The organism is Frankia alni ACN14a (genome assembly GCF_000058485.1).
Classification (GTDB): domain Bacteria; phylum Actinomycetota; class Actinomycetes; order Frankiales; family Frankiaceae; genus Frankia; species Frankia alni.
This window is the reverse complement of the sequence record NC_008278.1, coordinates 3,399,495-3,412,769: the sequence shown is the minus strand read 5'-3', so window position 1 is coordinate 3,412,769 and position 13,275 is coordinate 3,399,495. Positions and strand designations below refer to the sequence as shown.

Genomic DNA, 13,275 nt, shown 5'->3' with positions numbered 1-13,275 from the left:
GATCAACACTAGGTCAACCAGCCCCCGATGTCGAACGTATGTTCGGATTGGTGACCGGTGTGGGAGAAGGATCCACCGACGCGTGAACATCGTCGAGGCCGTGACTGTCAGCAGGGGTGGCGCCCGGTCAGCGAGAGACCGGGCGCACGTCGCGAGCCGGACTGGAGGCCGAGCCGAAGCTCGCAGGCCGTGGACCAGCCTCAGCCCGGGAGCCAGGTTCATCCGGGGAGCACACCAGGCACAGCCCTTCACCCGCCGGCCGGAGCCCGATGGTGACAACGAGGCGGCCGACGCCTCCTGGGCCGGTCCGGAGACGCTGGGCATCCCACCCCGGGGACGCTGGGCATCCCATCCCGGAGACACTGGGCATGCGGGGCACGTCGGGGACGACAGCCAGCGGGAGACGGCATGCCCCGTTCGCTACGTCGGGTGGGATGACGGCGGGAAGAGCATGGGGCACCGTGACGGGAAGAGGGCGACCGGCCGTGCATGTGCCCGCCCTGGGGTGGTGTTTCGGCCGGTGGGGTGGTGGTGCCAGAACCGCCCACAGCGGGTCCTCGGTCCAAGTCTGTCATCACCCAAAACTGGACACGCCCGGAGATGGGACCAGACGAAGCCACGATGATTGAATAATCGCCCGGGACAATCGAGTATCGGCAGAATCGAGAGCATTCCATTCGACAGAAAGCCGGATACGATGAGCGAGAAGCGTGCCCAGTTGATTTACGGGAAAGGGCGGGAGGCATGTCCCGAAGGAAGCTTCTGCCTCTACCGCGCCGTCGAGTTCAACGCCGGTCAGCAGTCGGGTGTCGGCGACAAGATCCTGGTCATTCCTTCGGGCGTCTATGTCGACGACTTCGCCGAGTACGGATTCGACCACAGCGGTGACGGGGTCAGCGCCGTCGTCAACAACACGGACGAGGACAACACGCTGTTCTCCGCGGCCAGCCAGCAGGGGCACGCTCTGCCGGTGGACCGGAACTCCTCGATCGCGAACCTGATCCGCGTCGCCATGGCCGAAAGCCCGAACGGTACCTGGAACGACCAGGCCCGGTCCGCGCGGGCCGCCCCCTTCGTGGGGAACCTGGTCGTCAGGCAGGAGTTCCGGGGAAAATGGCAGGACGCGGGAAAGGTGGTCTACTCCTACCGGATCACCGTGAGGGCCTCGACGACGCGGGTGGTGAAATGGGCCCTCGGCTTTGGTGATCTACCGGAGGGAACCTCGCTGTTCAAGGGCTTCAGCGACGTTTTCTGGGGCCAGATCCTCCGCGACGGTACCGAGGGCAGCGTCCTGCTCGCCTCCCCCCCGGGCGGCGATCACACCGTCGACCCCGAGGCGGATCTCCTCATCGACATCCAGGTTCTCTACCCGACCGAGAACCCCGCTCAGGAACACCTCACGAGCCTCAACGCCCAGCAACTGGCCTGACCTACCGAAAGGTGGACCGAGGACGGGACCGCTGCCACAAAGGCAGGGGTCCCGGACCGGCGGTCACCCTGCATCTGGTTGAGGAGACAGCAGGAAAGGTCATCGCTGACGAAGGTCATCGCCGACGTCGGACCGCGGGTCGCCGCGGGGCTGCTGTGGGGCCGGCCGATGCCGGCGGCTCGACCCTTCTGTCCAGTTCGGGCTCCTGACCCTCGCCGGCGACGCTGTGGTCGTCCGGGCGGGCGCGGATGTGGAGCGGGCCCTACGGGGCCGCCAGCCGGCGGAATCGCCGCCGACGATCAGGGACACGCCGGCATGACAGGCGATCATTTCGGTGTTCATCCAGTAGGCGTCGGGTGGGTCCTCGTCCGGCCGGGGCTGCGCGATGTCCTCCGCGGGCTTCGTCTGCGGCGGTCCGGGCTGCCCGCCGGGATGACCTGGGCGCGGGCTCTGCACACCGGGCTCGGGCGCGCGCGAACCATCTCCCTTGGGCTCAGCGGGATACACGGGCTAGAAGTCGGAGCCGCCGTCGACGTTGAGCAGGGCCCCGGTGATGTAGCCGGCGCGTGCGCTGCACAGGAAGACGATGGCGGCGGCGATCTCCTCGGGGCGCCCGGGGCGGCCGAGGTCGGGCACGAGGCCGCGGCCGGCGCCGCCCATGTCCCGGGAGATGGCGAGAAAGACCTCCTCGGTGCTCGGCGCTCCCACCGAGGCGGCCAGGGCGTCGGGCGCGACCCAGCGCTGCGGCCCGAACTGCTCGATCTTCTCGCGGACGCCCTCGGTGAGGATCGCGCCGGGGCAGACCGTGTTCACCCGGATGCCGTCCGGCCCGACGGCGCGGGCGAGGTTCTTCGACACGCTGGCCAGCGCCGCCTTCGCCGCCGTGTAGGCGACCATCGTCGGGTACTGCTTGCGGATCGACATGGCGGCCAGGTTGACGATGGCGCCGCCGCCGCGGGCCCGCATCAGCGGGATCGCCGCCCGGCAGGTCCGCACCCCGGCCATCAGGCCGATCTCCAGATGCGCCTGGAACAGCTCGTCGGAGGTCTCCGTCAGGGGCAGGTAGTCGTACTCGTCGCTGCCCAGGGTGTTGACCAGCACGTCGCAGCCGCCGAAGACGCCGCGCACCCGGTCGAACAGTTCCTCGGTGCCGGCCGCGGTCGCGAGGTCGGCCGGCACCGCCAGCGCGCGCACGCCGAGCGCCTCGATCTGCGCGGCGACGCGCGCGAGGGCCGCGGCGCCGCGGGCGACGACGACCACGTCCGCGCCCTCACGGGCGAACTCCAGCGCCGTCCACCGGCCCATTCCTTTCGACGCGCCGGTGACGACCGCGACCTTCCCGCGTAAACCGAGATCCATCTGGTCGTTCCCCCTCGATCAGGTTCGGTGGGCGATCGGGTGCGACGGGCGGCCGGGCGCGACGGCCGGGCGCGACGGCCGGCCGGGCGCGACGGGCTACTCGCGCGGGGCGGCGGCCCGCTGCTGGAAGGCACGCACCTTGGCCAGGTGCTCCTCGGAGGTCAGCAGCAGGGTGTTCGCGACCCGGTCGAAGTCGCGGGCGGTCGTGCGGTCGACGCTGGCGGCCGCGTCGATGGCGAGCTTGGCCAGGCCGAGGGCCTGCGGGGACAGCGCGACCAGCGAGCGGGCGAACTCCCGCACGCCCGCCGCGAACTGCTCGTCCGCGAACACGTCGTGGACCAGACCGATCGTCAGCGCCCGCTCGGCGTCGACCGGCCGAGCGGCCATCGCCAGCCACCGCGCCCAGTGCGGGCCGACGAGCCGGGTCAGCCGGCTGATGCCGCCGGAGCCGGGCAGCACCGCCAGGTTGGGCACCTCCGGCAGGGCGAAGGTGGTCCGCGGCGCGGCGAAGCGGAAGTCGCACGACACGGCGAGCTCGACCCCGAAGCCGCGGCAGGGCCCCTGCGCGGCGAGGATCACCGGCTTCTCGATCGCCTCGATCTCGTCCATGAGCAGGTGCAGCGCCCGGTAGGTGCGTCGCACCGACCGGCCGTTGACGCTGCCGTCGGGCTCGACGCCCATCCCGGTGTCGATCGTGGTGATGTCCATGCCGGCGGTGAAGTGCCGCCCCTCGGCGGTGATCACCAGCACCCGGACGGCATCGTCGTCGCCGAGGTCGGCGACGGCGCCGCGCAGCGCCGCCAGCATCGGGGCGCTGACGGCGTTGAGCTTGTCGTCGCGGGTGAAGGTGATCGTCAGGACGCCGTCGTCGAGCTCGCGCCGGAAGTGCTCGCTCATCCGACCGACGCCCCGCTTCGCCGCCGGATCACTGGGTTCGCCCCGCTGTGCCGAGCCGCTCGCTGCGGGAGCGGGCGGTGTAGCGGTGGCGCAGGATGCTGCCCGGTCCGCTGGTGAGGTCGGCGACCTCGGCGGTGGGGTCCGGTTCGCGCAGGACGATGAAGTGCGGCGTCAGCCAGGCGCGCCGGGCGTGCGGGCCGAAGCTGAACACCCCGCCGGGGCCGCCGGTGGCCGCGGGGACCATCTTCACCTTCTCCAGGCCCTCCTTCACGCCGTCCGGCGACAGCGGCGTGGCCTTCGACAGGCCACGGGCGATGACGACGCCGAAGTCGTAGCACAGCACGGAGAAGAAGTTCGCCGGCCGGTAGCCGAACCGCGCCTCGAACCGGTCCAGGAAGTCCTGGCCGACGACGTTGTCCTCGTCGTACTGGTCGACGCCGACCCAGCCGGCGATGCTCTTCAGGCCGCCGGGCAGGAACGGCGCCGCCATGAACCCCGAGCTCATCACCTTCACCGGGTCCCAGCCGGTACCGTCCAAGGCCGTGTTGAGGTGGGTCGCGGTCAGCCCCCAGCCGAGGTAGGCGATCGCGTCGGCGCCGGAGGCCTGCAGCCGGGCCAGCGCCGGGCTCAGGTCGGTGTCGAGCATGTTGATCGGTTCCTCGATGGCGATCTTCACGCCGTCGAAGGCACAGGCGTCGCGGAAGAACCGGGTGTACTCCTCCCCCGGCACGCACTTGTCGTAGACGACGGCGACGGACTCGACGCCGCGCACCCCGAGGTAGTTCGACAGCAGGTACGGCTCCTCCGGTAACGAGCCGTTGTTGATGCAGAAGCACCATTCGCCGTACCAGCGGTCGGTGCCGCTCATCGACAGGGTGGGGATGTGGCCGACGTCCTCGACGTAGGGGCGGATCGCCAGCACGTTGTCCGACGCCCACGGACCGAAGATCACCAGGACGCCCTCGGCCTCGAGTTCCTTCCAGGCGTTGAGCACGTCGAAGCTCGTCCCGCGGGGCAGGCCGTCGACGGCCCGCAGCACCAGCTCGACGGGACGGTCGATCTCGCCGTCGGCGTAGGACTCGTCGAACGCCAGCCGCAGCGCGTCGAGCATGACCTGCTGCGACGCCGGCGGCATCAGGAAGTCCTGCAGGACTCCCACCTTCATCGACGACACGGTGACCCCTCTCTCGATGGTTCTGCCTGCCTGGCCCCGAGCCGATGGCGGCCGGGGGCGATCACGGACGCGGCGACTACAGGTGCGGCAGTCACAGGTGCGGCAGTCAAAGGTGCGGCAGTTACAGGTGCAGGGCGCGGGCGACGCGTTCCCGGTGCCACGTCGACCCGCCGTAGCTCAGCTCGAAGGTCTTGCCCCGCCGGGAGTGCAGCTGCAGGTCGTGTTCCATGGAGAAGCCGATGGCGCCGTGCACCTGGTGGGCGTGGACGAACACCCGGCGGATCGCGTCGTTGGCGAACGACTTCGCCGCCGCGACCTCGAAGTCGGCCGCGCCCGGCCCGCCCGGCGTGTCCAGCTTCCAGGCGGCCTGGTAGCACAGGTAGCGGCAGGCCTCCAGGTCGGTGAGCATGTCGACGCAGCGGTGCGCCACCGACTGGAACGCGCCGATCGGCTGGCCGAACTGGCGGCGACTGCGGGCATGCTCGACGCTGAGGTCCAGGGCGCGCTGGGCCCCGCCGATCGCGTAGGCCAGGCTCGCCACGGTCATCCGGTCCAGCGCCGTGGCCAGGGCGGCCCCGGCCGCCGCCGACGCGGCGAGCAGGTCCGCGGCGGCCGACGCGCCGAGCAGGTCCGCGGCGGTCACCTCGACGTCGCGCAGGACGACCTCGAACACCGGCTCGCCGCCGCCGTCGTGCTGGCGGCGCAGGGTCACCCCGGGCGCGCCGGGGTCGACGAGCACGAGGCCGCGTCCGCTGCCCGCACCGGCGCCGTCATCCGTGCCCGGGGTGACTGCGTCGGCGCCCGGGGCGGAGCCGGCGACCTGCGCGCCGACGACATTCACCACGACGACGAGGACGTCCGCGACGTGCGCGTAGGGGACGAGGATCTTCGTGCCGGTCAGCCGGTGGCCGGCGCCGTGCGGGGTCAGGGCGGCGTCCGGTGCACCCCACTCGTCGCGGGCACCCGGCTCCAGCACGGCCACGGTGGCGATGGCCGTGCCGGCGCCGATCGCCGGCAGCCAGCGGGCCCGCTGCGCCGCGCTGCCGGCGAGGTCGATGAGGCCGGCGGCGAACACGGCCGAGGTCAGCAGCGGGGTGGGCATCGCGCCCCAGCCGAGCTGCTCGGCGACCACCGCCAGGTCCAGCACGCCCTGTCCGGCGCCGCCGTGCTCCTCGGGCAGCAGCAGGCCGGTCAGACCGAGGCCGGCCAGCGTCTTCCAGTGCCCGTCGCCGTAACCCCGCTCCGACTTCTCGATCTCGCGGACGACCTCCGGCGGGCACTCGCGCTCGACCAGGTCCCGCACCGTGTCCGCGAGCAGGCGCTGCTCCGCGGTCAACGTCAGATCCATCCCCGCACCTCACTTCTGCGACTAGCGCGACCGCGGCAGACCCAGGGCGGTCTGGGCGACGATGTTCTTCTGGATCTCCAGGGTTCCGGCGCCGATCGTCGCCGGGATGTTGTGCACCCACTGCTGCTTGACCAGCCCGTGCAGCGGGGCGTGCTGGTCGGCGGGAGAACCGAGCCGCCCGCTCGCGCCGAGGATCTCCAGGCCCACGTGCCCGACGGCCTGTTCGAGCAGCGTGGCGTGGATGCGGGCGGTCGAGGCCTCGGCGGCCGGGTTGGCCCCGGCGGCGACCAGCGAGATCGCCCGGTAGGCGAGCAGCTTCGCCGCCTCGCAGCGCACCCGCAGGTCCGCGAGCTTCTGGCGGACGTCGGGTTCGTCCGCGCGGCCGGTCGCGCGGACGTGGTCGCACAGCCGCTCGACGACACGCTGGGCGCGGGCGTAGCGGGGGATGCCGATGCGTTCGAGCGTCAGCCCCGAACCGATCACCCCCCAGCCCTCGTCGAGGGGGCCGAGCAGGCAGTCACGCGGCACCCGGACCTCGTCGTAGAAGACCTCGTTGATCTCGTGCCAGCCGCCCATGCTCTCGATCGGGCGCACCGTGATTCCCGGCGAGGTCATGTCGACGAGCAGGACCGACATCCCCCGGCGCCGGCCGGCGTCCGGATTCGTGCGCACGAGCAGCAGGTTCCAGTCCGCCGGCGAGTCGGCGTAGCTGGACCAGATCTTCTGCCCGGTGACGACGAAGTGGTCGCCGTGGTCGACGGCGCGGGTGCGCAGCGCGGCGAGGTCGGAGCCGGCGTCCGGCTCGGAGAACCCCTGGGTCCAGATGACCTCGCCGCGGGCCATCGGCGGCAGGAACCGGTCCTTCTGCTCCGCGGTGCCGAACTTCATGATGAGCGGGCCGATGTAGTTGAGGTTCATGTACTGCGGTCCGCGCGGCTCGCCGCTGGCGGTCATCAGCTCGCGCAGCAGCGTCTGCTTCCAGACCCCGGCCCCCTGGCCGCCGTACTCCGCCGGCCAGCTCACCGTGAGCAGGCCGGCGCGGCCGAGGTCGCGGCAGAACTCGCGGGTGAAGGCCAGGGCCTCGCGATCCTCGGCGAAGAAGCCCTGCCAGTCCGCGGGCAGCTTCTCGTCGAGCAGCTCGGCGAACCGCCGGCCGAACGCGCGATCGTCCTCGGTGAACGCGAAATCCATGTCCCTCGATCCCTCCATGTCCCTCGATCGCCCCGCGGTCCCTCGGCTGCCCCGCAGTCCGTTGCCGGCCCTCGGTTCCTCGATCGCCCCGCGGTCCCTCGGCCGCCCCGCAGTCCGTTGCCGGCCCTCGGTTCCTCGGTCGCCCCGCGGTCCCTCGGCCACCTGCCGCGCCGGTCGGGGCTCATCGTCACACCCCGACCGGCCTCGGCGTCAGCGCTCGGCGCGGGTCGGCCGGCCCGCTACGGCAGGACGCTGGAGACGTCGAGCGGCTGCTCCGACGTCGGCTTGCCCTTGCTGTCGAGGGTCTGCACGAGCCCGCCGGTGGAGCAGACCGCGGGGGTGATGGAGACCTGCTTGCCGTCGCACTGGAACGTCGCGGTGCCGCCGAGGGGCAGTTTGGTCTTCGGCATCGCCGCGAGCGTCTTCTCGATCCCGGCGGAGGTGACCGGCGCGGTGAGGCCGGCCATCGCCCGGCTGAAGCCGAGCGTGACCACCCAGCCGCCGGCGGTGAGGCTCTTGGCGGTCGGGTCGGTACCGGGCTGGTACTTCTTCATCGCCGCCAGGTACAGCTTGTACTCCGGGTCGGCGACGTTCGTCGTCTGACCGCTGACGACCTTCATCCCGTCGTAGCCACCGGGGATGCCGGCGGCCGCCCCCGGGCTGACGCACTGCGACTGCAGGACGATGCTGCCCGAGTAGCCCAGCGTCTTGAGGGCCTTGAGCACGCCGGTGCAGAACGTCGGGTCGCCGACGAGGTTCACCTGCTCCGGGTTGCCGCCGAGCACGGTCTGCACCTGCGGGGTCGCGTCCGCGGTGCCCGGCGGGATCGGCTGGATCGTCAGGCCGATGTTCGCCTTGGCGTAGAAGATCTTGTCCAGGGAGTTCACCGGCCCGGTCGCGCCCGGCACGTCGAGCACGAAGATCGCGGCCTTCTTCACCCCGGCGTCCTTCGCCACCTGCGCGGGCCCCGCCAGGGCCGCGGTCAGCGGGCTGACCAGGATGTAGGCGCCGGACTTGGCGCCCAGCGTGGACTCGTCACCGTTGATGTCGAGCACCAGCGGGACCTTGGCCGCGCTGAGCACCTTGAACACCGGCGTGACGTTGCCGGAGTTGTTCATCAGCACGACCGGGACCTTGGCCGCGGTCATCTGGTTGGCGCAGTCGGTGGCGCCGGCGGGCGTCTGCTTGGTGTCGCAGACCGTCAGCGCCAGGCGGTGGCCGGCGACCCCGCCCTGGTAGTCGTTGAGGTAGGAGGTCGCGGCCTGCGCCGCGGCCACCTCGGTCGAGTTGTCCAGCGTCGTGCCCGACCCGTCGGTGATGAAGCCGATCTTTAACTCGTCGCCGGTGGCGGGTTTCGCCGGCCCCAGCGACTGCGCGGCGGCCGAGTCGGTCGAGCCCGAGCCGGACCCACCGCCCGGGCCGCCGCTCGAGCCGCAGGCTGCCACGCCGACCATCAGTGCCGCCGACATCCCGAGCGCGCAAACGCCCCGCTGTCGCCATCGAGTGCGCGGTCGCATCCGAACGTCCTCCCCACCTGTGCGTGCTGCGCGGATGGCCCCACGCACCGGGCAGCACACAGGTCCGGCGCGCCAGCGGAATATAGCTTAAGGATACGACTGAGGTAAATCAGCCAGCGAGAGATGCGCGTGTCGACTCCGCCTGCCGTCGGACTCGACCCCGCCGACACACGCGGTGACGCCTCGGCCAGCCGCCAACGCTTCGGCCAACCGCCAACGCCTCGGCCACCCGGCGACGCCTCGGCCACCCGGCGACGACCCGGTCACCCAGCGACAAATCAGTCACGGCACGCGACGGAGGAGCGAGGTCGCCGCCGGACGTCGCACAAAACCCGCAGGTCAGCGGCCCGGCGACGGAAATCTGACACCGAGTTCACGAACTCATGTAACGTCGGTTACAGCCGTATAGGAGGAGAAGCCATGCCGCTGCGGGACAGTCACCAGATCGTGTCCGTCGACGACCACCTCGTGGAACATCCCAGGGTCTGGCTGGACAGACTCCCCTCGAAGTTCGACGGTCGCACACCGCGGATCGAGGAGCAGGGCGGCAAGCACGTCTGGGTCTACGACGGCGTCGTGTTCCCCACGATCGGCCTCAACGCCGTCGCCGGGCGCGAGCCGCGGGACTGGGGGGTGGACCCCATGCGCTTCGAGGAGATGATCCCCGGCTGCTACGACCCGGTGGCGCGACTGAAGGACATGGACGTCGACGGCGTCCACGCCGCCCTGTGCTTCCCGTCGTTCCCCGGCTTCGCCGGCGGGGTGTTCCACCGGGCGCAGGACAAGGAGCTGGCGCTCGCCTGCATCCAGGCCTGGAACGACTTCATGGTCGACGAGTGGTGCGCCGCCGCCCCCGACCGCTACATCCCGCTGGCGCTGCTGCCGGTGTGGGACGTCGCGGCCTGCGTCGCCGAGGTCGAGCGGACGGCCGCCAAGGGCGCGCGCACGGTGTCCTTCCCCGACAGCCCCGTCCCGCTGGGCCTGCCCTCCTTCCACAGCAACCACTGGGAACCGCTGTGGGACGTCTGCGAGGCGACCGAGGTCTCGGTCTCGCTGCACTTCGGGTCCGGGTCCTTCGTGCCCGGTTTCTCCTTCGCGGCGGCCAAGCCCGTCCCCGGCGGGTTGACCGCGCCGGACGCGCCGTTCGCGGTGGCGATCGCCTCGTTCGCCACCAACCTGATGTGGACCACCATCGACCTGCTGTTCTCCGGCGTCCTGCAGCGCCACCCCAAGCTGCAGTTCGCGCTGTCCGAGGGCGGCATCGGCTGGCTGCCCTACATCCTGGAGCGCACCGACCAGACCTGGGAGAAGCACCGCTGGTACCAGAAGGACATCGACTTCGACACCCGGCCGTCCGACCTGTTCCGCAAGCACTTCTGGGGCTGCTTCATCGAGGACAAGAGCGGCCTGCGCAACCGGCACGAGATCGGCATCGACCGGATCATGCTGGAGATCGACTACCCGCACTCCGACTCGACCTGGCCCAACAGCCGTAAGATCGCCGCCGACCTCATGAAGGACATCCCCGACGACGAGGTCGCCAAGATCGTCGAGGACAACGCGCGCACCCTGTACCGCTTCCCGCGCTCCTGACGGCACGCACGCCGGCGGCCCCCGCGCCCGCCCCTGGATTCCAGGGGTGGGGACGGGGGCCGTGGTGCGTCGGGTGACCGCCGTTCGGGCAGGCCGGCCGGTCAGGCCAGCCACTCGGGCAGGCCGGCCGGCCGGTCAGGCCAGCCGCTCGGTCCGGTTGCGGAACAGCTTCGCGGAGCCGACGCCGACGAAGGCCGGGCGCGGCTGCACCTGCGGGACCGCGGCCAGCGCCCGCAGCACCACCGCGGAGTAGGGGGCCTCGTCGTCGGTGGGCGTGGCGAACTCGACCCGCCCCACCCCGCTCCACCCCTGCTCGAACGACGTCGAGCCGTGGATGAGCGTCGGGTAGTCGGCGTCCGGGGCGTCGCGGCCGGGGATCGACTTCCAGCCGAAGATCTCCGAGTCCACCGACGCCCGGTTGACCCGGGCGAGCCGGTCGGCCGGCAGCGGGCGCAGCTCGCCGACCTCGCCGCGCAGCAGCAGCGTGCCGTACTCGCGGCAGTCCCACCCGGCCGTGTCACCGTCGCGGGTGAGGCCGGAGACGTCGCCGTAGATCTTCGGGTTGCCGTGCAGCTCCCGGCCCGCGATGATCGGCATCGTGTTGTTCTCCCAGATGACCACCGGGCAGGTCCGGGTCAGCGGCCCGCCGGCGGTGGCCAGCACGGCCGTCACCGCCACGTTGACGAGGTTGTAGCCCCGCCCCCGCATGTAGTCGACGTTCTCGAGCTGCTGGTAGGTGACGCTGAGCACCGGGCGTTCGGCCGGTTCGAAGCAGGGCGGCAGCAGGTGCGCCGCCGCCTGCGGCGTGGTGACGAAGGAGACCACCACCGTCGACTGCCGTTCGACCTCGGTCACGGGGGGCAGGGTCGTCGGCCCGAACCGGAGCCGGTCACCGATCTGCGTGGGCACGCTGTTCTCCTTGTACGACAGCCCCAGGGGGGACGGTTAGAGGACGGCCGACTTCTCCTTCAGGGCAATGATCTGGTCCCAGTCGAGGCCGAGCTCGAGCAGGATCTCCTCGGTGTGCTCGCCGTGCTCCGGGGCGGGGCTCAGCGGCGGCACCCGGTCGTCGTACTGCACCGGGTTCGAGGCCAGGGCGTAGCTGGTGCCGGCGGCGTTGGTCACCTCGGTGACGTAGCCGTTGGCCTGCACCTGCGGGTCGTCGTGCAGCTCCAGCGGTGACTTCACCACCGACCAGACCCCCTCGATCTTGCCGAACCGCTCCTGCCAGTAGGTCAACGGGTGGGCCGCGAACGCCTCCCGGATCGTCGCGATGCACTCCCGCCGGTTGTCGAAGCGCGCCTTCGCGTCGACGTAGCGGGGGTCGTCGAGCAGGTCCGGGCGCTCGAGCGCCGCGCAGAACTCCGGCCAGTGCCGGTCGGCCTGCAACAGGGAGAACCACAGGAAGCGGTCGTCGCCGGTCCGGTAGACGTTCGTCAGCGGGTTCGGCATCTCGGCGATGTCGAAGCGTTGCATCGTCGGCTGGTTCAGGATCTTGGAGCCGACGACGTCGAGGGACATGCCCCACATCGCCGAGGCGAGCAGGGAGACGTCGACGGTGCTGGCGGTGCCGGTGCGCTCGCGGTGGAACAGCGCGCCGACCACCCCGGCGGCCAGGTTGAACCCGGAGGTGTAGTCGCCGAACGCGGGGCGCATGAACGGCGGGTAGGACTCCGGTGACGCCAGCGCGTAGGCGATCCCGCCGCGGGCCCAGTAGGAGGCGACGTCGTAGCCGCCCAGGTTGGCGTCGGGGCCGTGCGCGCCCTGCCCGTGGCCGCGGGCGTAGATGATGTCCGGGTTGGCCTCCCGGATCTTCTCCACCCCGACGCCGAGGCGCTCGCAGGAGTCCGGCAGCAGGTTGGTGAGGAAGACGTCGGCACCCTCGACCAGCTTGTAGAGCAGCGCGAGCCCGTCCGGGGTCGCGACGTTGAGCCCGATGCTGCGCTTGCCGCGGTTGCACTGCTCGATGAGGTGGTTGACCCCGTCGAGGCCGGCGAGCATCCCGGAGGCGATCAGGCCGCGCTGAGGGTCGCCCGTCTCGGGATGCTCGATCTTGATCACGTCGGCACCCCAGTCCGCGAGCACGGCGCCGGCGGCGGGGACGAAGGTCCACGCCGCCAGCTCGACGACCTGGATGCCCTCCATGATGCCTGTCATGTCTCCTCTTCCCCGGCTCGCGGGCCGCCCGGCGTCCGTCGCCGTGGCCAGACCCCCACGCCGCGGTTCCGGTCACCCCGGATTTCCGTTGGATAATTAGACTAATTAGTTCGGAAGCCGAAGACAAGCGCCCGCCGCCCGGCATCCCCGGTCGTGCGCTCACCCTGCGCACCCTCTCCACACCGCCCCGTGCAGCCCGCGCACCCCTCCGCACCGCCCTACGCCCGCCGGGCATCGCGAGCAGGAACGGACACCACCCCGGAGTCGGGCTCGCCGCGGCCCACGGGGGCCTCAGCCCCAAGGGCATCGGGGTCACGAACCGGGATGATCCTACGCTTCAGTCAGATGATTTGAATCCTCACCGGTCGGGCACCTGGATGCGCGGGCTTACCCGCTGGTCAGACGTGTGGACCTCCGCCGAGCCCACGGAGGATCTTCGTGACTCATCCCACAAGTTGCGGTAAATTCCTCTAACTCAGTCAGACCTATCTGCGGGCGGCGCCGGCCAGTACCGGATCCAGCGGCCCGATCGCCCCCGCCTGCCCCGCCTGCCCGCGCCGACTCCCGCAGCCCGCTGACCGCTGCCAGCAGCCCGCTGCCCGCAGCCGGT

10 protein-coding genes are annotated in these 13,275 nt (G+C 71.2%); 2 read left to right on the top strand and 8 right to left on the bottom strand.

All coding sequences use genetic code 11. The annotated features are described in order from the left end of the window. The first annotated feature begins 697 nt into the window (after positions 1–697). Positions 698–1,429 carry a peptidase inhibitor family I36 protein gene (locus tag FRAAL_RS13715; protein ID WP_041939289.1) on the top strand — a complete coding sequence of 244 codons (732 nt, stop codon included), beginning with the start codon at positions 698–700 and terminating at the stop codon, positions 1,427–1,429. A gap of 510 nt (positions 1,430–1,939) precedes the next feature. Here the strand turns inward: FRAAL_RS13715 and FRAAL_RS13710 are convergent. The 6 genes from FRAAL_RS13710 to FRAAL_RS13685 all read right to left on the bottom strand — a co-directional run bounded on the left by FRAAL_RS13710 (position 1,940) and on the right by FRAAL_RS13685 (position 8,852). Next, positions 1,940–2,788, bottom strand: a complete 849-nt coding sequence (locus tag FRAAL_RS13710) for an SDR family NAD(P)-dependent oxidoreductase (RefSeq protein ID WP_011604286.1) — start codon at positions 2,786–2,788, stop codon at positions 1,940–1,942. Positions 2,789–2,884: 96 nt separating this feature from the next. After that, entirely contained in the window at positions 2,885–3,685 is an 801-nt protein-coding gene (locus FRAAL_RS13705; RefSeq protein ID WP_011604285.1) for an enoyl-CoA hydratase/isomerase family protein, read from the bottom strand. A gap of 28 nt (positions 3,686–3,713) precedes the next feature. Further along, positions 3,714–4,850, bottom strand: coding sequence for an ABC transporter substrate-binding protein (locus FRAAL_RS13700; RefSeq protein WP_231861639.1), 1,137 nt, complete (start codon positions 4,848–4,850; stop codon positions 3,714–3,716). Positions 4,851–4,980: 130 nt separating this feature from the next. Further along, entirely contained in the window at positions 4,981–6,207 is a 1,227-nt protein-coding gene (locus FRAAL_RS13695) for an acyl-CoA dehydrogenase family protein (protein WP_011604283.1), read from the bottom strand. Positions 6,208–6,228: 21 nt separating this feature from the next. Beyond that, positions 6,229–7,398, bottom strand: a complete 1,170-nt coding sequence (locus tag FRAAL_RS13690; protein ID WP_011604282.1) for an acyl-CoA dehydrogenase family protein — start codon at positions 7,396–7,398, stop codon at positions 6,229–6,231. A gap of 239 nt (positions 7,399–7,637) precedes the next feature. After that, the gene (locus tag FRAAL_RS13685) at positions 7,638–8,852 is read right to left on the bottom strand and encodes an ABC transporter substrate-binding protein (RefSeq protein ID WP_231861638.1); all 1,215 of its coding nucleotides are present in this window, start codon (positions 8,850–8,852) and stop codon (positions 7,638–7,640) included. Positions 8,853–9,335: 483 nt separating this feature from the next. Between FRAAL_RS13685 and FRAAL_RS13680 the strand changes: the two genes are divergently transcribed. Next, positions 9,336–10,508: an amidohydrolase family protein gene (locus tag FRAAL_RS13680; protein WP_011604280.1), complete on the top strand. Its 1,173-nt coding sequence runs from the start codon at positions 9,336–9,338 to the stop codon at positions 10,506–10,508. Positions 10,509–10,643: 135 nt separating this feature from the next. Here FRAAL_RS13680 and FRAAL_RS13675 read toward each other — a convergent pair whose 3' ends face one another. Together FRAAL_RS13675 and FRAAL_RS13670 are read right to left on the bottom strand one after the other, a co-directional pair. Beyond that, entirely contained in the window at positions 10,644–11,417 is a 774-nt protein-coding gene (locus tag FRAAL_RS13675; protein ID WP_011604279.1) for an acetoacetate decarboxylase family protein, read from the bottom strand. Between the two features lie 36 nt (positions 11,418–11,453). After that, the gene (locus FRAAL_RS13670) at positions 11,454–12,665 is read right to left on the bottom strand and encodes a CaiB/BaiF CoA transferase family protein (protein ID WP_011604278.1); all 1,212 of its coding nucleotides are present in this window, start codon (positions 12,663–12,665) and stop codon (positions 11,454–11,456) included. Positions 12,666–13,275: the final 610 nt, after the last annotated feature.